Annotated in this window: 20 protein-coding genes and 1 other annotated feature (1 of these 21 only partly in view); of the genes, 17 read left to right on the top strand and 3 right to left on the bottom strand. The window is 44.7% G+C overall.

Going from position 1 to position 20313, the window contains the following annotated elements; all coding sequences use genetic code 11:
* From lysA to MFMK1_RS00830, 3 genes are all read left to right on the top strand, one after another.
* Positions 1–758: the 3' portion of a diaminopimelate decarboxylase gene (gene lysA, locus MFMK1_RS00840; protein WP_366923302.1), read on the top strand. 580 nt of this gene lie to the left of the window's left edge; 758 of the gene's 1338 nt are visible here — the last part of the coding sequence; the start codon falls outside the window, past its left edge; the stop codon is at positions 756–758.
* Between the two features lie 168 nt (positions 759–926).
* The gene (locus MFMK1_RS00835; protein WP_366923301.1) at positions 927–1346 is read left to right on the top strand and encodes a nucleoside recognition domain-containing protein; all 420 of its coding nucleotides are present in this window, start codon (positions 927–929) and stop codon (positions 1344–1346) included.
* 9 nt (positions 1347–1355) lie between these two features.
* Positions 1356–1838 (top strand): nucleoside recognition domain-containing protein, encoded by a 483-nt coding sequence (locus tag MFMK1_RS00830; RefSeq protein ID WP_366923300.1) that lies wholly within the window; start codon positions 1356–1358, stop codon positions 1836–1838.
* A gap of 98 nt (positions 1839–1936) precedes the next feature.
* Here the strand turns inward: MFMK1_RS00830 and prpE are convergent, their stop codons facing one another.
* Entirely contained in the window at positions 1937–3829 is a 1893-nt protein-coding gene (prpE, locus tag MFMK1_RS00825; protein WP_366924844.1) for a propionate--CoA ligase, read from the bottom strand.
* A gap of 437 nt (positions 3830–4266) precedes the next feature.
* Between prpE and MFMK1_RS00820 the strand changes: the two genes are divergently transcribed.
* The 6 genes from MFMK1_RS00820 to disA all read left to right on the top strand — a co-directional run bounded on the left by MFMK1_RS00820 (position 4267) and on the right by disA (position 11583).
* On the top strand, positions 4267–4746 hold the full coding sequence (locus MFMK1_RS00820; protein WP_366923299.1) for a CtsR family transcriptional regulator: 480 nt from the start codon (positions 4267–4269) through the stop codon (positions 4744–4746).
* 3 nt (positions 4747–4749) lie between these two features.
* Positions 4750–5259, top strand: a complete 510-nt coding sequence (locus MFMK1_RS00815) for a UvrB/UvrC motif-containing protein (protein WP_366923298.1) — start codon at positions 4750–4752, stop codon at positions 5257–5259.
* A gap of 16 nt (positions 5260–5275) precedes the next feature.
* On the top strand, positions 5276–6343 hold the full coding sequence (locus MFMK1_RS00810; RefSeq protein ID WP_366923297.1) for a protein arginine kinase: 1068 nt from the start codon (positions 5276–5278) through the stop codon (positions 6341–6343).
* A gap of 12 nt (positions 6344–6355) precedes the next feature.
* On the top strand, positions 6356–8857 hold the full coding sequence (locus MFMK1_RS00805; protein WP_366923296.1) for an ATP-dependent Clp protease ATP-binding subunit: 2502 nt from the start codon (positions 6356–6358) through the stop codon (positions 8855–8857).
* A gap of 181 nt (positions 8858–9038) precedes the next feature.
* Positions 9039–10394, top strand: a complete 1356-nt coding sequence (radA, locus tag MFMK1_RS00800) for a DNA repair protein RadA (protein ID WP_366923295.1) — start codon at positions 9039–9041, stop codon at positions 10392–10394.
* A 112-nt stretch (positions 10395–10506) separates the two neighbouring features.
* Positions 10507–11583, top strand: a complete 1077-nt coding sequence (disA, locus tag MFMK1_RS00795; RefSeq protein ID WP_366923294.1) for a DNA integrity scanning diadenylate cyclase DisA — start codon at positions 10507–10509, stop codon at positions 11581–11583.
* Between the two features lie 4 nt (positions 11584–11587).
* Here disA and MFMK1_RS00790 read toward each other — a convergent pair whose 3' ends face one another.
* Positions 11588–11956, bottom strand: a complete 369-nt coding sequence (locus MFMK1_RS00790) for a hypothetical protein (RefSeq protein ID WP_366923293.1) — start codon at positions 11954–11956, stop codon at positions 11588–11590.
* Between the two features lie 205 nt (positions 11957–12161).
* Entirely contained in the window at positions 12162–12572 is a 411-nt protein-coding gene (locus tag MFMK1_RS00785) for a nucleoside triphosphate pyrophosphohydrolase family protein (protein WP_366923292.1), read from the bottom strand.
* Positions 12573–12847: 275 nt separating this feature from the next.
* Between MFMK1_RS00785 and MFMK1_RS00780 the strand changes: the two genes are divergently transcribed.
* From MFMK1_RS00780 to MFMK1_RS00745, 8 genes are all read left to right on the top strand, one after another.
* Positions 12848–13324, top strand: coding sequence for a CarD family transcriptional regulator (locus tag MFMK1_RS00780; protein ID WP_366923291.1), 477 nt, complete (start codon positions 12848–12850; stop codon positions 13322–13324).
* 202 nt (positions 13325–13526) lie between these two features.
* Positions 13527–14654: a PIN/TRAM domain-containing protein gene (locus MFMK1_RS00775; RefSeq protein ID WP_366923290.1), complete on the top strand. Its 1128-nt coding sequence runs from the start codon at positions 13527–13529 to the stop codon at positions 14652–14654.
* A 35-nt stretch (positions 14655–14689) separates the two neighbouring features.
* Complete coding sequence (gene ispD, locus MFMK1_RS00770; RefSeq protein ID WP_366923289.1) at positions 14690–15334, top strand: 2-C-methyl-D-erythritol 4-phosphate cytidylyltransferase; 645 nt, start codon at positions 14690–14692, stop codon at positions 15332–15334.
* Positions 15325–15792, top strand: coding sequence for a 2-C-methyl-D-erythritol 2,4-cyclodiphosphate synthase (ispF, locus tag MFMK1_RS00765; protein WP_366923288.1), 468 nt, complete (start codon positions 15325–15327; stop codon positions 15790–15792). The genes ispD and ispF overlap by 10 nt, the downstream gene beginning before the upstream one ends.
* 102 nt (positions 15793–15894) lie before the next feature.
* Entirely contained in the window at positions 15895–17355 is a 1461-nt protein-coding gene (gltX, locus tag MFMK1_RS00760; protein ID WP_366923287.1) for a glutamate--tRNA ligase, read from the top strand.
* 55 nt (positions 17356–17410) lie between these two features.
* Positions 17411–17638, top strand: a binding site (T-box leader).
* A gap of 128 nt (positions 17639–17766) precedes the next feature.
* Positions 17767–18432 carry a serine O-acetyltransferase gene (cysE, locus tag MFMK1_RS00755; protein ID WP_366923286.1) on the top strand — a complete coding sequence of 222 codons (666 nt, stop codon included), beginning with the start codon at positions 17767–17769 and terminating at the stop codon, positions 18430–18432.
* Complete coding sequence (gene cysS / locus MFMK1_RS00750) at positions 18422–19891, top strand: cysteine--tRNA ligase (protein ID WP_366923285.1); 1470 nt, start codon at positions 18422–18424, stop codon at positions 19889–19891. The genes cysE and cysS overlap by 11 nt, the downstream gene beginning before the upstream one ends.
* Before the next feature lie 2 nt (positions 19892–19893).
* On the top strand, positions 19894–20310 hold the full coding sequence (locus MFMK1_RS00745) for a Mini-ribonuclease 3 (RefSeq protein ID WP_366923284.1): 417 nt from the start codon (positions 19894–19896) through the stop codon (positions 20308–20310).
* The last annotated feature ends 3 nt before the right edge of the window (positions 20311–20313 follow it).

Genomic DNA, 20313 nt, shown 5'->3' with positions numbered 1-20313 from the left:
CAATGCAAAATCAGCGGATTAACCTTAAAGGAATTCACTGCCACATCGGTTCGCAAATTTTTGAACCGGGTTCTTATCAGGCTACAGCTGAAGTAGCGTTAATGTTTTTTAAACAGGTCAAAGAGGAACTGGGTTTGGTCTTGGATGTCCTGAATTTAGGTGGAGGTTTGGGTATTCAATACACTGCTGACCAGCAGCCGCCCGATATAGATGCCTTTGTAGAAGCGATCACTAATACGGTGATAAGTAAAGCTAATGAATACAAGCTGCCGCTGCCTAAAATTATTCTAGAGCCGGGGCGGTCAATCGTCGGCGAAGCAGGTACCACTCTCTACACTTTGGGTTCATGTAAAGAAATTCCCCAAATACGAACTTATGTGGCTGTGGACGGGGGAATGCCAAATAATCCCCGGCCTGCGCTTTATGACGCGGAGTATGAGGCGATGATTGCAAATAAAGTTAATCAAGAACCCACATCCCAGGTAACTATCGCTGGTAAATGCTGCGAAAGTGGAGATATACTAATATGGGATTTGCCTGTTCCTGACGTTGAATCCGGTGATATTCTAGCAGTTTTTTGTACTGGGGCATACACCTATTCCATGTCGAGTAACTATAATGGCCTGCCCAGGCCGGCAATGGTATTGGTGAACAGTGGTAATGCCAAACTTATCATTCAGAGGGAGACATATAAAGATGTTATCAAGAATGACTTGCGTTTAGAAGAGTACCAAGTTTTCACCGAGCATTGGAGCTAGGGCAATTAAGAGGCGCGCTGGTGTTCGAGACCAGTAGCAAGTAACTATATTAGGTATTAATAGGTGCCACTGGTATGCGGCATCTTTTTTTCTTGCCGAGACAGGACTCTTTGCGGTAAAATAATATCTATTGAGATAAATAAACATCTGAATGGTGGTAAGTAATATATGCTGACAAGGCAGACTTTTATCAGGGGTGGCAAAAACGGGGTGTGGATTACTTGGGAGTTAACCAAAGCAATTGTTCCCGTATATTTTATTGTCACTTTTTTAAAACATACTCCAGTGTTGGATTGGATAGCTAAAGTTTTTCAACCGGCTATGAAAATATTTGGCCTGCCGGGAGAAGCATCTTTGCCTTTAGTGTTTGGTATGGTGCTTAACATTTATTTTGCCATTGCCGCCATCATTCCCTTGGATTTAACCCAGAAGCAGATAACAATTCTATCTACTATGTTATTATTATGCCACAGCCTATTTATTGAGACGGCGGTGGCAAAAAAGACCGGAGTTCCGGTCAAGGGTATCGTATTAATGCGTTTTCTCCTGGCGGTTTTTGCCGGAGTATTATTAAATCAGCTTATTTAGGAGGCCGCTATGGATTTTGTAAGAATTTTCGCAGAAGCCATTCAAGGCAGTAGTGAAAGTATTTTAAGCATTGCTTTAATTGTTTTTCCGCTGATGGTAGCTCTGGAAATTGCCAAGGACTTGGATATATTGGAATGGATGTCTCGACTTATTAGTCCAATCAGCAGGTTGTTTAAAGTGCCTGATGAAGCCGGACTGCCGCTGCTTGCCGGTTTGATTTTCGGTATAGCATATGGGGCAGGAGCGATCATTCAGTCTGCTAAGGAAGGGAAGCTGTCCCAGCGTGATCTATTGGTGGTTAATACCTTTTTAGTAATTTGTCATTCGGTATTTGAAGACACCATGTTATTTGTGGCTATTGGGGCCAATGGCTGGTTGATATTATTATTTAGATTAGTTACTGCCATAATTCTTACCTTTGCATTATCCAGGTATACACTGCATAAAAACGAAGTAAGCAATATTTCTTCTAGAGTAACGAACATAAAATAGGTATTGCTGTACATTGCTGCATAATGTTTGTCTACAAGATAAAAAGCCGCCTTACCAGGGGTTCTGCCCGGCAAGGCGGCTTAATTTTTTCTAAATTTTTATGCCAGTTCTTCTCGCAGGCCCTCCATGGCTTTAATCACTTCTTCAATGCTGGCGCCATCTTCAATGGTACTGACATCGCCTAGTTGTTCTCCTTCGGCAACTGCCTTAATGACGCGGCGCATAATTTTACCACTCCGGGTTTTTGGCAGCATTTTTACAAACTTAATTTCTTTGGGGGTAGCTACGGGGCCAATTTTTTCCCGAATCAGGTTGCGAATGGCATTTTTGTTATCATCATTGGGCTTGTGCCCTTCTTTCACGACGATTAGGCAGACAATTGCCTGACCCTTAAGTTCATCCTTCACACCGATAGCCATGCCTTCCGCTACCGCAGGATGAGAGGATATAACCTCTTCTACTTCTCTAGTACCGAGACGGTGACCGGCAACATTAATGACCTCATCTGCACGGCCTAGTACCCAGAAATAGCCATCTTCATCTTCAATGCCATAATCCCCGGTCATGTATAGCAATTTGTCCTTAAAGAAGCCAAAATAAGAGTTTTTATATCTTTCATCATTTCCCCAAACAGTCAACAGATTACCTGGAGGAAGGGGAGGTTCAATAACCAAGAAACCCTTTTTACCTTTCTCAACTTCATTGCCATCAGGGTCCACTACTTTCAGTTTATATCCAACCACTGGCTTTGTGGGAGAACCCGGTTTGATGGGCAGGGACTCCACTCCGGGCATGTTGGATATTATGGGCCAGCCAGTCTCTGTCTGCCAATAATGGTCGATAACCTTAACGCCCAGTGTATCGGCAGCCCAGTGCCAGGTGGGTTCATCCAACGGCTCCCCAGCTAAAAATAGGTACTTTAGTGAACTGCGGTCATAAGTGGTCATATAGTGCTCAGGGTGCTTGCGCAAAATTCTAAAAGCGGTTGGAGCACTAAAAATATGCGTGACACCGTATCTTTCAACAATCTGCCACCAGATTGAAGGGTCCGGGTGAATGGGAGTGCCTTCAAACATGATGGTGGTGGTGCCTTTTAGAAGGGGTGCATAAACAATATATGAATGGCCTACCACCCATCCTATATCAGAAGTGGAAAAGTATACATCTCCGTCATTGACATCGTAAATCTGGCCCATCGAATTATGCAGGGACACTAGGTGACCACCGGTATCTCTTACTACTCCTTTGGGTTTGCCGGTGGTACCGGAGGTATAGAGAATATATGATGGATCAGAGCTGTCCATCGCTTCGGGTTCAACAAAGTTTTCCCCTTTATTGGCAAGGGCTTCTTCCCAGTCTAAATCTCTACCCTTTGTCATGTCAAATTCTGCATAGCCCCGATTAAGGACGATACAATGGTCCACTTTATGCTTGGCAGCATCAACAGCTTTGTCAACAATACCCTTTAAGGGGACAACCTTGCCGCCGCGCAGACCGGCATCGGCCAGAAGTATAGCTTTCGGCTTGGCATCGTCAATTCTTTCCGCAAGAGAATCATAGCTAAAACCGGCGAAAACTACTGAATGTATCGCACCGATCCGGGCACAGGCTAACATGGCTATAGCTGCTTCCAAGACCATCGGCAGGTAAATTACTACCCGATCACCTTTGCCGATACCTAAATTTTTCAACACCCCGGCAAACCGGTTAACTTCTTTATACAGTTGATAGTAGGTTAAGGTTCTGCTTTGACCAGATTCGGGACTTTCCCAAATAATCGCTGCCTGGCCCCTTTTTGATCCTAAAGCATGTCGGTCCACTGCATTGTAACAGAGATTCGTTTGACCGCCCACAAACCAACGGTAAAATGGTGCGTTGGTATCATCCAACACTTTGTCCCATTTTTTATACCAGTGAAGGTTGTCAGCTACTTCAGCCCAGAATAAATCAGGCTGCTCAGTGGATAAACGGTAAGTATCTTGATACCCCATATTAGTAAACCTCCTAAGTTTTTTTAAGGGTTTCGCAGATGTACCAGTCACCTCCAAAAAGAGCATCTGCACCTTTCTAAATATTATAAAGTTTCTGACGGTTACCTCATGTGCCTTCATATTAAAACCTCCTGAGTGGAAGCTCAAGAATTTTACGGTGGATGGTAGTATTTCCGGCCTAAATGGTTAATGTAGAATGTTAAGTGGGAGGTGAAACAGTGGCTGTCCATTACATGACTTTCAATTATAAGTAGTGCTATTTAAAGTAAATAGAAGAATGATGGACACAAAGTGCGTAGAATAGCGGGGAAGGGTAATATAGGTAATAATCGTCTAAAAATACATGTTGCATAAAATATACCAATCGGGTTTATAATATCAATATAAAGGTCAATAAAGGTCAAAAGGTTAGGCAAAGTCAGAAGAGGTGATGGATATTGCGTAGTTTGGCCGATAAGATAGAACAATATATTAAAAGTATGTTAAAAGAACAGCAGACAGCCACTCTGGAATTAAAGCGCAACGACCTGGCGCAAGTTTTTCAATGTGTACCCTCCCAGATAAATTACGTCTTGGGTACCCGGTTTACTTTAGAACATGGATACTTAATAGAAAGTCGCCGAGGCGGCGGGGGATATATTCGTATTACTAAAATATCGATGGGGCAGGATAACGAGCTGCTGCGTCTGATAGATCAAACAGCGAATAAGTTAATTAGTCAACAAGCAGGCGAAGGTTTGACTGACCGATTAGCCGAGGAGGGATTTCTCTCCTCGAGGGAGACATTATTGGTGAAGGCCATGATTAGTAGAGATGCATTACCGGTCGAACTGCCCTTGCGTGATATGGTCAGAGCTAATATCATTCGGGCTGTTTTATTGACGTTGCTTCGAAAAGAATTTAATGAGGAGGGATAAGAGGTGCATTGCCAAAAGTGTGAGCAAAGACCTGCTACGGTGCGAATAACGAAAATTGTTAACGGCGAAAAGTCAGAACTACATCTATGCCAGGAATGTGCAGCGGAGATGCAGGGAGAGGCGATGAACTGGGAGACAGAGTTTCCGTTTAATTTGCTGAGCAGTTTGTTTGAGGAAGTGGAACCCGGGATAGGGTTTGCAAAAAGTAAAACCCAAGTACCAACGAAATGTAAAACCTGTGGCCAAACATATCATAGCTTTAGGCGGACCGGCAAATTGGGTTGTGGTAATTGCTATGATACTTTTAATGCACAGCTATCACCGATAATCCGGCGTATCCATGGAAATGAACGACATACAGGTAAGATTCCTACCAGGGGCGGTAAAAGGCTTAAACTGCAAAAGGATATAGCAAGTCTAAAGCGGGAGATGCAGTCATTGGTTCAAAAAGAGGAATTTGAAAAGGCTGCTGAGGTTAGGGATAAGATTAGGGAATTGGAAAACACTGAATGATTAAGGGGGGATATAGGTGTCCTTTAAAGATATTATTAAAGACATTCGCAGCAAATGGATGGAAGGTTCCGGCGCAAATGGGGATATTGTTATTAGCAGTAGGATTCGTTTGGCTCGAAACTTAAAAGGTATTCCTTTTCCTCAGCAATTGGGTGAGGAGGACGCGTCCGCGGTTAAAAAGATGGTGAAAAATGCTGTTGCTGCTGAAGTGATAAAGGATTTTCCTACGGTTGATTTTACAAGTCTTACCGAATTAGACATGATGCAGAAACAAATACTAGTAGAGAAGCACCTAATAAGTCCTAATCTGTTGGAGCATGCCCGTTACGGTGCCGTTGCGCTGGATCAGGACGAGGCAGTAAGTATTATGGTTAATGAGGAGGATCATCTGCGCATTCAATGTTTGCTGCCAGCTTTGCAGTTAAACGAAGCGTGGCGGACGGCAGATAAGGTAGATAATGGCCTGGAAAAAACACTTGATTATGCATTTGACGAAAATTTCGGCTACGTTACTGCATGTCCAACCAATGTTGGTACCGGGATGCGGGCGTCGGTAATGCTTCACCTACCAGGTTTGGTAACGACAAAAAGGGCCGGAAAGTTTTTTTCCGCTTTATCTCAGGTGGGATTGGTGGTGCGCGGCCTGTATGGTGAAGGAACTGAAGCATTGGGAAACCTATTTCAGATTTCTAATCAGATATCTATGGGCCGTACCGAGGAAGAAATTATCAACAATCTTTCCGGAATAACTCAAAAGATTGTAGACCAAGAGAGAGAGACCAGGCAGCTATTGAAGGATGAATTGGGAATTAGCCTTGAAGATAGGGTTTGGCGTGCCTATGGGACTTTGAGATACGCTAGGGTTATGAGTGCGGAAAAGGCACTTTCTTTACTATCCCAGGTGAGACTGGGGATAGATTTAGGCCTAATTGATGGTCTTGACCCGAGAATTCTTACTGAACTGATGGTAATGCTACAACCAGGATGTTTACAAAGAATAATGGCACTGGAAATGGATGAAGATATGCGAGATATCTATCGTGCTCGCCTGTTGCGGGAAAGGATTAAAATTGACAACATATAGGAGGTGTTTGCTGTGTTATCGAGATTTACTGAACGAGCGCAGAGAGTATTAGCTTTGGCGCGGGAGGAGGTAGCGGGCTTGTCTCATCCGGCCATAGGCACTGAACATCTATTGCTGGGTCTAATAAGAGAAGGTGATGGTGTGGCAGCACAGTCGCTGCACCAGTTAGGTGTGGACTTAGATGTATTACGCGGCAAAGTCAGGGATGTAATTGGCACGCCGGAACAGCAGCCGGGTCAAGAAATCGGTTTAACGCCGCGCTCAAAAAAGGTCCTGGAATTGGCTGCATATGAAGCGAGCCGGCAAGGGGTAAAGTACATTGGTACAGAACACATTCTACTTGGGTTATTGCGCGAAGGGGAAGGAATAGCCGCTCAAGTGTTGGAAGACATGGGTGTTAGACTTGAAAATGTCCGGCAGAAGGTTTATGAACTGTTAGGCATCGATCAATCCACAAAAAACCAAGGACCTAATCAATTTTTCCAGTCATTTTTTGATAATAACAGCAGCGGCCAGCAGCAGAATCCCCTTTCCAAAGGTGGTACCAAAGCTCCAGCGAAGACAGGTCCAACAACCCCAACCCTGGACCAATTTGGCCGGGATTTGACACAAATGGCCAGGGAAGGTCATTTGGATCCGATTATTGGGCGCGCTAAAGAAATAGATCGGGTAATTCAAGTCTTAAGCAGGCGCACAAAGAATAACCCTGTTCTTATCGGTGACCCTGGTGTGGGAAAAACCGCCATAGCTGAAGGGTTGGCTCAAAAAATTGTTAATAATCAAATACCGGAAACCTTAGCAGACAAAAGGGTGGTATCATTAGATTTGGCTTCCTTAATTGCTGGTTCAAAATTCCGCGGCGAATTTGAGGAGCGCCTTAAAAAAGTCATTAATGAAATCATTCAAGCCGGTAATGTGGTTTTATTTATTGACGAATTGCATACATTAGTTGGTGCAGGGGCGGCGGAAGGCGCTATTGATGCGGCTAATATCTTAAAACCTGCCCTAGCTAGAGGCGAAATGCAATGTATTGGGGCTACTACCCTTGATGAATACCGAAAGTATATCGAAAAAGACGCAGCGTTAGAAAGAAGATTTCAGCCAATCAAGGTAGAGGAACCGTCCGGGGAAGAGGCAGTGGCGATTCTTAAGGGACTGAGGGACAAATATGAAGCACATCATCGGGTGGAAATTACCGATGCAGCTATTGAAGCGGCAGTAAAGCTGAGTAATCGATATATTACCGAACGTTTTTCACCGGATAAAGCTATTGATTTAGTGGATGAAGCAGCTAGTAGGGTGAGGTTGGATACCAGCACTGCACCCGACGGGTTAAAACAACTGGAAAAAGAGCTGGAGGAAGTCCAGAAGGAAAAGGAAGCGGCTGTTTATGGGCAGGAGTTTGAAAAAGCAGCAGAGTTTAGGGATCGTGAACAGCAGCTAAAAGAAGCTATCGAAGGGCAGCGGGGCAGCTGGGAAAAACAGCGAGGATCAAGTAAATCTATTGTAGAAGCAGAGGATATAGCACGGATAGTTTCTAACTGGACGGGTGTACCTGTAAGTAAGTTAGAGCAGACGGAGAGTGAGAAGCTGCTCAAGCTAGAGGAATTGCTGCACCAGCGTGTGGTGGGGCAGGATGAAGCGGTAAAGGCTGTGTCCAGGGCTATTCGAAGAGCCCGAGCCGGCTTGAAAAATCCCAAGCGCCCCATTGGCTCGTTTATCTTCTTAGGCCCTACCGGTGTAGGAAAGACCGAGTTGGCCCGGGCGCTGGCCGAAGCGATGTTCGGGGATGAAAATGCCCTTGTGCGTTTAGATATGTCTGAGTACATGGAGAAACATGCAGTTTCGAGAATGCTAGGGGCTCCTCCTGGATATGTGGGGTATGATGAGGCCGGTCAGCTGACTGAGGCGGTACGCAGGAAACCGTACTCCGTAGTGCTCTTTGATGAGGTTGAAAAGGCACATCCGGAAGTGTTTAACGTATTGCTGCAGGTTTTAGAGGACGGCCGACTGACAGATAATCAAGGGCGTCAAGTGGATTTCCGCAATACAGTGGTAATCATGACATCCAATGTAGGAGCAGCTACCATTAAGAGGGAAACCAAGGTTGGTTTTAAGGCGGGAGAAGAAGACCAACATGAAAATATGAAGCGAAATATTATGGAGGAGCTGCGCAAGTCGTTTAGACCCGAATTTTTAAATCGTGTTGACGAAACCATTGTTTTTCATTCGCTCAGTAAAGAACAGATTAAGGAAATTGTGGGATTGATGTTGGAGGAGTTGAACCAGCGCCTGAAGGAACAGGAGTTGACCATAGAAGCTACGCCGCAGGCCAAAGAAATTTTAGCCGATGAAGGCTATGATGAGGAGTATGGTGCCAGACCCTTAAGAAGGGCCATATTAAAATTAGTTGAGGACCCAATTTCTGAAGGGCTGCTGGAAGGGTGGTATCAGGCTGGTGATACCTTGCGGATGACCGTGGATAAGGGTAAAGTAAAAGTAGACAAAAAATAGAGTTATTTCGGTGACTGAGAAAACGTTAGTTGATCCCGTGGGCCTACCCTACGGGGTCATTTTAATATTACTTAATTCAGTAGGTAAAACACCTAATAACCTGATGTTTGGGCGAAGATGAAGGTTTTTAGTTGTTCTATACTTATGCTCTGCTATAATGGGGTTGGTGGAGGTGATGTCGGTGGCTAAAAAGAAAAGCGTCTTTGTCTGTCAAGAATGCGGCTATGAAAGTGCGCGCTGGCTGGGAAAGTGTAGCTGCGGCGCTTGGAATTCTTTTGTAGAGGAAGCTATAACCAAAAGCAACCCCAATACTGAGCGGGGTTTGGTGTCTGACGGCCGACCTGTTCCCGTCACTGCTGTCAAGGGCGATACATATAGGAGAATGGCTACGGGAAGTGAGGAGCTGGATAGAGTTTTGGGGGGCGGACTTGTGCCTGGCTCGCTGGTTTTAATCTCCGGGGACCCGGGTATCGGAAAATCTACTCTGTTACTCCAAGTGGCGGACAAGGTTGCAGAAAAGCATGGTAATGTGCTTTACATATCCGGAGAAGAATCCGGGGAACAAATCAAACTTCGCGCCGACCGCCTGGCTGTGGCCAACGATAAATTACTAGTGGCAGCTGAGACCAATGTGGAGGCTATTCGAGAGTTGGTTACACAGTATCGACCAAGCATGGTTATTATAGATTCTATACAGACGCTATTTGCCACAGCAATAATATCTGCTCCGGGCAGCATTTCTCAGGTGCGGGAGTGTGCGGGGCATATTCTGAAGTTTGCAAAGACCGAAAATATTCCCTGTTTTATTTCCGCTCACGTCACTAAACAGGGTGATATAGCCGGTCCTAGATTATTAGACCATATGGTAGACGTGGTGCTTTACCTGGAAGGAGAAAGAAATTTTGGCTTCCGAATGCTGCGGTCATTTAAAAACCGTTTTGGCACTACCAATGCATTGGGAGTATACGAAATGGCTGAGCAAGGAATGGTGGAGATAACCAACCCATCGGAGTTTCTCCTTAGTGACAAAAGCGAAGGCGTATCTGGGGCGGTAGTGGTAGCAAGCGTAGAAAGTTCCCGACCTATTTTGGTGGAACTGCAGGCCTTGGTAATTGCAAATGAAATGGGTATACCGCCGCGAAGAACAGTGGTTGGTGTAAATCGTGACAGGCTTAGTTTAATTGTAGCTGTATTGCAGAAAAGGGCAGGGGTCGCTATGGGACCCCATGATATTTATGTTTCCCTGCTTGGTGGTGTCAGCGTAGAAGAAACATCGATTGATTTAGGGATAGCTGTGGGACTATACTCTAGTTTTCGCGACTGCCCTGTGGACAGTAAGACTGTGGTGCTGGGTGAACTGGATTTGGCCGGACGAGTGAGACCCATATATAACATAGACAGACTGGTACACGAAGCGGAGAAACTGGGCTTTGAGCGGTGTGTCATTCCACGCCTTAATAAGGAAAAAGTAAAGTCGGGGCAGATGGAACTGGTGGGTGTTGATACTATTCAAGAGGTACTAAGGATATTATTTTAATTCAGGAAAAAATGTTTTACCCGGGAGATTTTCCCGGGTTTTTCTTTTATTTTGGTAGAGTTCGCATAGTAATTGGATACTATAATAGAAAGCTCTTTAAGGAGGGAATTTCTTGAGGGAAGCTAGGTTTATTGAAGCATTAGAACTCTTGGCACCTGGAGCACCCCTTCGGGAAGCGGTAGATAGTATCTTACAGGCTAACACCGGTGGTTTGATAGTGATTGGCGATTCAGAACAGGTACTTTCTATTTGTGAAGGTGGATTTGAAATCAATGTTCCTTTTAACTCGGCAGCATTGTATGAATTAGCCAAAATGGATGGGGCGATTATCTTGACTGCGCCGGTGGATCGAATTCTAAAAGCTAATGTCCATTTGGTACCACCAGCAGCGATACCATCTGCGGAAACGGGCATCAGACATCGGATTGCTAATCGAATGGCCCGACAAACCGGAGCGTTGGTTATCGCGATTTCTCAAAGAAGAAGCGTCATCACATTGTATAAGGGGAACCTTAAATATATCTTTAAAGATACTGGTTTTATTCTTACAAAGGCCAATCAGGCGCTACAAAGTTTGGAAAAATATAAAATATCCATGGAAAAGAAATTATCGAACCTGAGTATTTTAGAGTTCAAAGGTGTCACGTCCTTACATGAAGTACTACGTGCGGTACACGCTGTGGAAGTGGTGCACCGGGTTGCTGGAGAGATACAAATTTATATAGCGCAGTTGGGTTCTGAAGGAAGGCTGATACAGATGCAGTTGGACGAATTGATTATGGGTGTAGAAGAAGAACAAAGTTTATTGGTGAGAGATTATGTAAAATCGGATAAAGAAAAACGGTCAAAGCAGGTAATTGCATCAATGCGCCAGTGCGGTGTGGAAGAGCTTAAGGAATTGGTAGTATTAAGTCGTATACTCGGCTACGGGGGAACCCTTGGCAGTTTGGATTTGGCGGTCTTCCCTAGAGGTTATCGTCTGTTAGCTAAGGTACCGCGTATCCCTATGCCAGTTATTGAGGACTTAGTGAGCAACTATGGTTCACTGATAGCGGTGATGGAGGCGGATGCCACGGATCTGGTAAATGTCGAGGGTATTGGTGAGGTTCGTGCCAGGGCAATTAAGGATGGAATCAAAAGACTGCAAGAACATTTGATGCTGGACTATTATAATCCATTTAGGGGGTAAAAGATTAGCTGTAGGGCGGTAGATCGCTGATAGTATTCTTTGCCCATTGACTGAGATGTCCGGTTGCCAAGACTTTTTCACAGTACTCGCGGCACAGTAAAGGTTGCTGTTGGTCGGCTGCAATCTGGTATAGGTTTGCATAAAGCCATGCCTCTTGCGCTGGCTCGGAGGGAAAGGTTAATGCTTTATACAGTAGGTGCTTTGCCAAGGAGTAATGTCCTTGGGGAATTAAATTCGCAACTAATATGTGTAAATAGGTGACTGCATTCTCTGCTGGCATTTCTAAAGAATAGCGGTCCCAAAGAGTTTTGTCTTCCCAAGGAAGGGAAAGATATACTGAAACTAATTCTGCTGGTAGTTTTGAGCCGGCCATATTAACTCCACTCCTTTTTACCTATCTTGATACATGGCCCTTAATTTATGTATGGATGGGGGTGTAACTTTACAAATAGAGTAGATAAGAAACTAATGGCAAGATTTTTTTTAGTACGCTGAAATGGAATAAATAAGTGGGGATTATGAAGGAAAAAGTTGAAAAGAAAAGGCTGTCTGAGCATAAGCTCGGACAGCCTTAAATTTTAAGTAAAATTAAACAACCTCAAGGTTGATACTTTTTGGTTTTCCTTAGCCATTACTTGTTCTAAGTTAAGTCCAAGAGTTTGGCAAAGAGCGGTAGTGTAAAATAGTGCCTTGCCTAGTTCAGCCTCTATAACATCCTGACACTCTTCGCATAGACGCCCTTCAACATGGGTTTCCAACAGTTCCTTTAGGTCGCTGAGACAAACGGAATCCGGCAAAGCCTTTTTCTCCGCTTTTACCTTTATACAACCGCAGTTGGTAACGCTTTTGACAACAGCGCGGTTGACCCTCGCATTAGCTTCCTGATGTTTTGATAATACATCCAGAATACTCTGGTGTCTGACGAGAAATTGGGAGATTGTATCCTGAAAATTTTGTACATCTACTTTATCTTTTCCATTGGTACTCACCGCTATCGCTCAGCTCCTTTCTCGCTACTGTTTAATTATAATGTTATTACGGCGTGGTTGTCAATGAAGGGTATCTTCCAAAAAACTGAAAAAATTAGTGGTTGGATGCATAGAATTAAAAGTCGGCAAATTTGGGGGTAATATTAATGCGCAACACAGCAAAAGTAATTGACATTGCCAAAAACACTGTGATATAATGTAATAATTTTTGACACATGATACTTCGGTTTGGTATAATAATGTCATCAAGTGTGACTAGGGGGTAGAACAGGTAGATGTTTAAAGTAGGAGATAAAGTTGTTTACCCTATGCATGGAGCAGGTATTATTGAGTCCATCGAGGAAAAAGAGGTTCTAGGCGAGAAGCGTAGGTACTATGTTATGCGGATGCCCATTGGTGATATGAAGGTAATGATACCTATGGATAGTGTCGGGGAAGTGGGTATACGGCAAGTAATTGACGAGGCGGGTATTCAGAGAGTGTTTGGTATTCTAAGAGATAAAAAGAGTACAATGAGCGCTAATTGGAATCATCGCTATCGTGCCAATATGGAAAAGATTAAGAGCGGAAATATTTTTGAGGTTGCGGAAGTTGTTAGAAACTTGGTGTTGCGCGACCAGGAAAAAGGGCTTTCTACCGGTGAGAGAAAAATGCTCGAAAATGCTAAGCAGATTTTGGTTAGTGAACTTGTCTTGGCTCAAGGACAGGAAGAGGAACAGGTGGAAAACATGCTGGAGGGCGTATTCGCTTAATCGGGAACTTCGGTTCCTGGTCTTTTTTTAATGTCAAGGAAATCATGCTTTGAAGTCTTCAAAGCATGATTTTCGGACATCAACAAAATCTTGCTTAAATTTTTAATCAAAGTTTTTTGTTATATTGTCTTACTTGAATTAATTTCCAGAAGGCCGTATAATGTGACTGTCAATAAGTAAAAATATACAAGGAGGTGAGAAGATGGTTAAAAAATTTGTTAGATTATTAATTGCTGTATTAGCAGGTTGGGGAGGGTTTTCCCTAAGCAATGCGCTGGTTCTTTTGTGGTATACCGGTCCCTTAGAAGTTAAATGGGCCATCATCGGTCTAAGCGCCATTATTTCTGCATTAATTGGATTTTACATCGCTCCATACATAATCAGTTTTGTGGTGCAGTTTACCGGTTGGTTGGAAGTTAAACTTTACAAAACGCCAATCCAGGATATTGTTGGCGGGGCTGTTGGACTTATTTTTGGTCTTATTATTGCGTGGTTGTTAGGTTCATCCTTAGAAACAATTCCTTTGATAGGGAATTGGCTGCCCTTATTTGCAAGTTTGATTTTTGGTTATCTGGGCATGAGTGTTGGAGTTAAAAAGAAGGAAGAATTGTTAAATATTACTGCTATTTTTCCTTCCCGCTCAGGTAAAGAAAAGCATTCGGGAAAGACTGGCGGCACTAAAACGAGGGTGAAGATTTTAGATACCAGCGTCATTATTGACGGACGGATTGCAGACATATGCAAAACCGGGTTTGTTGAAGGGGTATTAATTATTCCCGGATTTGTCCTGGAAGAACTTCGACATATTGCCGATTCTTCCGATTTGTTAAAAAGAAATCGCGGTCGTCGAGGATTAGACATTTTAAACAAAATGCGTAAGGAATTTGATGTACTGGTTAAAATTCATGAAGAGGATTTTGACGATATATCAGAGGTGGATAGCAAGTTGGTACGATTAGCCCAGAAGCTTAACGGGGACATCCTTACTAATGACTTTAATTTAAATAAAGTGGCTGAATTGCAAGAGGTAAAGGTGCTGAATATTAATGAGCTTGCAAATGCGGTAAAGCCGGTAGTGCTGCCTGGCGAAGAGATGTCCGTGCAGGTAATTAAGGATGGTAAGGAAGCAGGACAAGGGATTGGTTATCTAGATGATGGCACCATGATAGTAGTGGAAAATGGCAGAAGATTTATCGGTCGAACGATCAATGTTTTGGTAACCAGCGTGCTGCAAACTGCGGCCGGAAGAATGATTTTTGCAAAGCCTAAAAGCCAAGACAAAGCAAATAACCAGCAAATAGAGCGAGGGGAATATCAATGCCTCACATAACTGCGATAATCCCTGCTGCGGGGCAGGGAAACAGAATGAAAAGCAATGTAAATAAGCAGTTTATTTCATTGAAGGGCAAGCCGGTCCTGGCTCACACGCTGGAAAAATTTGAGAGAAGCCCGCTGATTAACGATATAATAGTTGTAGTAAGAGATAAGGAAATAGAGCTTTGCCGCTCGGCGGTTTTAGACAAACATGCTTTTAAGAAAATCAAAGCCCTGGTAGCCGGTGGTGATGAACGGGTCCATTCTGTTGCCAAAGGATTGGCGCAGTGTAGTGAAGATACTGATTTAGTGGTCGTGCATGATGGAGCGCGGCCACTTTTAACATTGTCTCTACTTCAGCGTGTTTTGGAAAAGGCGTTGGAATGCGGTGCTGCCATAGCAGCAGTGCACGTTAAGGACTGCATTAAGGAAGTAGGAGACGAGGGGCATGTGAGGCAGACGCTTGAGCGAAGCTGCCTCTGGGCTGCCCAGACACCTCAGGCCTTTCGCTATTCAGTATTAAAGGAAGCGTATGACAAAGCTTTGCCAGACGTAGTTTATGATGATGCGATGCTGGTGGAGCTGTGTCAAGGTGATGTTCGAGTGGTGGAGGGGGATTACCGCAACATTAAGGTCACCACACCCGCAGATCTTAAAATAGCAGCCGTAATGATGGAGGAAAGCGCATGCGAGTAGGAATTGGTTACGATGTTCACCGGTTGGTGCCGGAGAGGAAATTAATTGTCGGCGGTGAGTTAATAGATTATCACTTAGGTCTGTTGGGGCATTCTGATGCGGATGTTTTAACCCATGCAATTATGGATGCATTGTTGGGCACTGTGGGTCTAGGGGATATTGGTAAACATTTCCCAGACAGCGACCCGTCGTATCAGGGAATTTCTAGCCTAAAACTGTTGGCGGAAGTGGTAGGGAAGATTAGGGAACAGGGTTATGAAATAGGTAACATTGACGGGATTATCATTGCGGAAAGGCCGAAAATGAGTCCCTACATCCCCCGAATGGTTACGCGGCTCGCCAATGTGACAGCTTTAAAAGAGGACCAGATAAACATTAAAGCCACCACTACGGAAGGGCTGGGGTATACCGGTGAAGGTAAAGGCATAGCCGCTCAGGCTATTGCTATGGTACTTTAAATACCTGGGTCAACCTTGGTCTTGTAAAGGTTGTTTGCGTTTGCGTAAGCAAAATGCTGAAGGTATAATTGCTAGTGAAACATATCTAGGGAGGTATTGGTAATGATCAGAGTAAGATTTGCGCCCAGTCCTACGGGACCTTTACATATTGGGGGAGCTCGGTCGGCTTTATTTAATTACTTGCTGGCTAAAAAAAACGGTGGAAAGTTTATTGTTAGAGTTGAAGATACAGACCGAGAACGCTCGGCTTTGGAATGGGAAGAAAACATCCTGGCTTCGCTTAAATGGCTGGGGTTGGAATGGGATGAAGGCATCCAGGTCGGTGGGGAGCATGGGCCTTACCGTCAAATGGAGCGGTTAGATACATACAAAAATTACACGGATAAGCTTTTGGAAGCGGGACATGCTTATCGCTGCTATTGTAGTACGGAGGAATTAGAAGCGGATAGGCAGGAGTTAATGGAAAAGGGTGAACTGCCCCGGTATTTAGGACGATGCCGCAGTCTTACCGAAGAACAGGAAAAAGAATTTCTTAATCAGGGTAGAAAACCGGTCATTCGTTTCCGGGTACCTGAAGGGCAGCAGATAGTTATTAATGACCTGGTGCGCGGCAGGGTAGTTTTTGATAGTGATGGTGTGGGTGATTACATTATTGTTAAATCTGACGGGATACCCACTTATAATTTCGCCGTGGTAATGGATGATGCGTTAATGAATATATCCCACGTTGTCAGAGGTGAGGAACACCTTTCCAACACTCCTAGGCAGGTATTACTTTATCAGGCACTGGGCATAGAGGCACCTAAATTCGCACATATTTCCCTTATTTTGGGCAAGGATCGGGCTAAGATGAGTAAGCGTCATGGAGCTACTTCCGTGGTTCAGTATAAAAAACAGGGTTATCTGCCTGAAGCGTTGGTCAACTTTTTGGCATTATTGGGCTGGTCACCGGAAGGGGAAGAAGAGAAGTTCACCCTTGAAGAGCTGGTTCAAGAGTTTTCTTTGGACAGGGTGGCCAAAAATCCGGCCGTATTTGACATCGAAAAACTTAATTGGCTGAACGGGGTATATATTCGTCAGACAGACACTGAAAGGATTGCCCGAATGGCGCTGCCATTTTTGCAGGAGGCGGGGCTGGTACCCGATGACGAACAGGAGATAGATTGGGATGTATTTCTTTCCCAGGTTAGGGTAATACAGCCATACCTGGTTAAAGTGGCTGAAGCATCAGAACACTTTCCGCTGCTGCTGGGGGAAGAAGTAACTTTTGCCGACAAGGATACTTTAGCCGTCTTAAGGGACGAGCAGGTACCCGGGGTAATGGAAAGCTTTAAGCAAAAGTTAGCTCAGTTGGAAGAGCTGGAGCCGGCTGTGGTTAAGAAAATGCTTAAAAGCATCACTAAGGAGCTTAAGCTCGGCGGCAAGCAGGTTTTTATGCCATTGAGGGTGGCTTTAACTGGAAAAACTCGCGGCCCGGAACTGCACGACTTAATTCCTGTACTGGGGGTTTCTACTTGTACCAATCGTGTTAATAGCAGCCTGGCCAGGGCTAACCAGCAATAGCTTTTGTTGACAATAAATAAAAAGCAAGGTTATAATAATGACAAATTACAATTGACTAAATGCTATGAAGGAAAGAGTAGATGCAGTAAGCTTTCAAGAGAGGACCCGTCACCGGCTGAAAGCGGTCCAAGAACTGCTGCACCGAAGTGCATTCCTGAGCAGCATCTGCCGAAGGGATAGCTATCTTGTGTAGGCGGTGCCGGTTGTGCCGTTACCACATCATGTAAAAGTGAAACCAAAATTCGGTTTAAACAGAGTGGAACCGCGGCCCCTCGTCTCTGAAAGAGTCTGAGGGGCTATTTTAATGTATGGGAAATTTATGGGTTGCGGATAAGAGATTGCCTTCAGACCAACGAAGGCGATGAAATCACTTTTCTTATTTACGGTACTGATATGTTTGGAGGCCAGATAATGTTTACCAGGGTAAAAAAAGATATTCAGGTAGTATTTGAGCGTGATCCTGCGGCACGTAGTGTTTGGGAGATAATTGCTACTTATCCGGGCTTCCATGCTGTGCTGATGCACCGTGTGGCCCATTGGCTGTTTATTCGTAAGCGCTATTTTTTGGCGCGGTTTACCTCCCAATTTAACCGATGGCTAACCGGGATAGAGATTCACCCCGGAGCCCATATCGGCGAGGGGTTGTTTATTGATCATGGTATGGGAGTAGTAATTGGGGAAACCGCCGAGCTCGGAGACAACGTAACATTATACCAGGGTGTTACCCTGGGTGGAACGGGTAAGGAGAAAGGCAAAAGGCATCCCACCCTAGGTGATAATGTAGTAGTTAGTACCGGGGCAAAGGTCCTTGGTTCAATAATAATTGGCACTAATGTTAAAATTGGGGCAGGTTCGGTTGTGCTTCGGGACGTCCCTGACAATTGTACGGTAGTAGGGGTTCCGGGTAAAATTGTGGTTAGAAACGGTAGAAGTATCGCAGATATAGATATCAGCGTCGTTGACCTGCAGCACGGGCAACTGCCCGACCCGATGGGTGAGATGATTCTCTGCCTGCAGAGAAAGATTGAAAGGTTAGAAGCGAGAATAGAAGAAATGGAGGGGAAAAATGATGGTTAAACTCTACAACACGTTAACTCGGACGAAGGAAGACTTAACTACGCGTGAGCCGGGAAAGGTACATATGTATGTCTGCGGGCCCACCACTTACAATTATATTCACTTAGGCAACGCTCGGCCGATAGTGGTTTTCGATGTGATCCGACGTTATTTGGAGTACCGTGGCTACCAGGTAGTTTATGTACAAAACTTTACCGATGTCGATGACAAAATCATCAATCGGGCCAAGGAGGAAGGCGAGACTCCGGCTCAATTGGCACTAAAATATATTGATGAATACTTTAAAGATGCAGATGCTCTGGGGGTACGGCGGGCAAACTATCATCCTAGGGTCACGGAGCATATGGATGAAATAATTGAGATGGTAAGCACCATTATTGACAATGGACATGCCTACGAACTAGACGGCAGTGTCTACTTTGATGTAAGAAGTTTCCCGAGTTATGGGAAGCTTTCCCGACGGGATCTCGATGACCTTAGGTCTGGAGCCCGGGTGGAAGTAGATACCAGTAAGAAAGACCCGCTGGATTTTGCCCTGTGGAAAGCGGCTAAACCTACTGAGCCCGCTTGGGAAAGCCCCTGGGGCTTGGGCAGGCCCGGATGGCATATAGAGTGTTCAGCCATGTCTTTAAAATATTTATTTAATGGTTTCGACATTCATGGCGGCGGCTTCGATTTAATTTTCCCGCATCATGAAAATGAAATCGCCCAGGCGGAGGCGTATTCCAATCAGCAGCCATTTGTTAAGCACTGGCTGCATAATGGATTTATTACGGTAAACCAAGAAAAGATGTCCAAGTCTCTCGGAAATTTCTTTTTGGTACGGGAAATATTAGACAAGTTTTGTTCCGATGTAGTACGCTTCTATCTACTTTCCACCCATTACCGGAGCCCATTGGATTTTGATGATGAGAAATTAGAAATGAGTGCCCGGGGGCTGGAGAGGTTGAAAACCGCTCGGGATGGTGTCCGGGAATTATTGGCTGACGGGAAAGATGTTGACCCGCGGGAAATAGAAGCACTATCTGGTAATGAGCTGGCAATGTATAAATTAGTTGAACAGGCCCGGGGCAAGTTTACAGAGGCCATGGATGACGACTTTAACACCGCTTTGGCAATAGCGGTGCTCTTTGAGATAAGCAAAGACATCAACAAGTATAGGGATGGGTTAATTAAGGAGGGAGGCAGCTTGACGGCGCAGCAGTCTTCGGTTCTTTCGGCTTGTGATAAATTATATAATGACTTTGGCGTTGATGTATTGGGCATTTTTGATGCGAATGAAAAGGCGGTTGGCGATGAGGGAATGGTGCAGGACTTAATTGAGCTGCTGATAGAAGTGCGGCAACAGGCTCGGGCAAAGAAAGACTGGGCTGCTGCGGATCTTATTCGTGACCAACTGGCTGACAAGGGTATCAATCTGGAAGATACTCCCCAAGGATGCCGCTGGAAGTGGGCTTAAACATGGGATGGACACCCCTTTCTCGTCAGGAAGTTTCCCAGATGTCGCCGGCAGCGCTGGCATATATAGGCGATGCCGTTTATGAAATATATGTCCGGCGTAAAATAGTTCTGCAAAAACCTGCACGTATAAATGCCCTGCACAAACGAGTAGTGGGTCTGGTAAATGCATCTGCCCAGGCAGAACTGTTTCATTTTTTAGTAGACCGTCTTACGCCGGATGAGAGAGCCGTTGCCCGAAGAGGCAGAAATGTGAAAACAGGTAGTGTTCCCAAGTATACCGATGTTGCCACATACCGCCACAGTACGGGTTTAGAGTGTCTGATTGGTTTTCTTCATCTTTGCGGCGAGGAGAAGCGGGTGGAGGAGTTGTTATCATTTTTAGAAGAGCTGGATACAAACAGGAAGAATGGGGGCTAGAAT

It is taken from the genome of Metallumcola ferriviriculae, from assembly GCF_035573695.1.
Taxonomy (GTDB): domain Bacteria; phylum Bacillota; class JADQBR01; order JADQBR01; family JADQBR01; genus Metallumcola; species Metallumcola ferriviriculae.
Note: the sequence above shows the minus strand (reverse complement) of the source record. Positions and strands in the feature narration are given on the sequence as shown.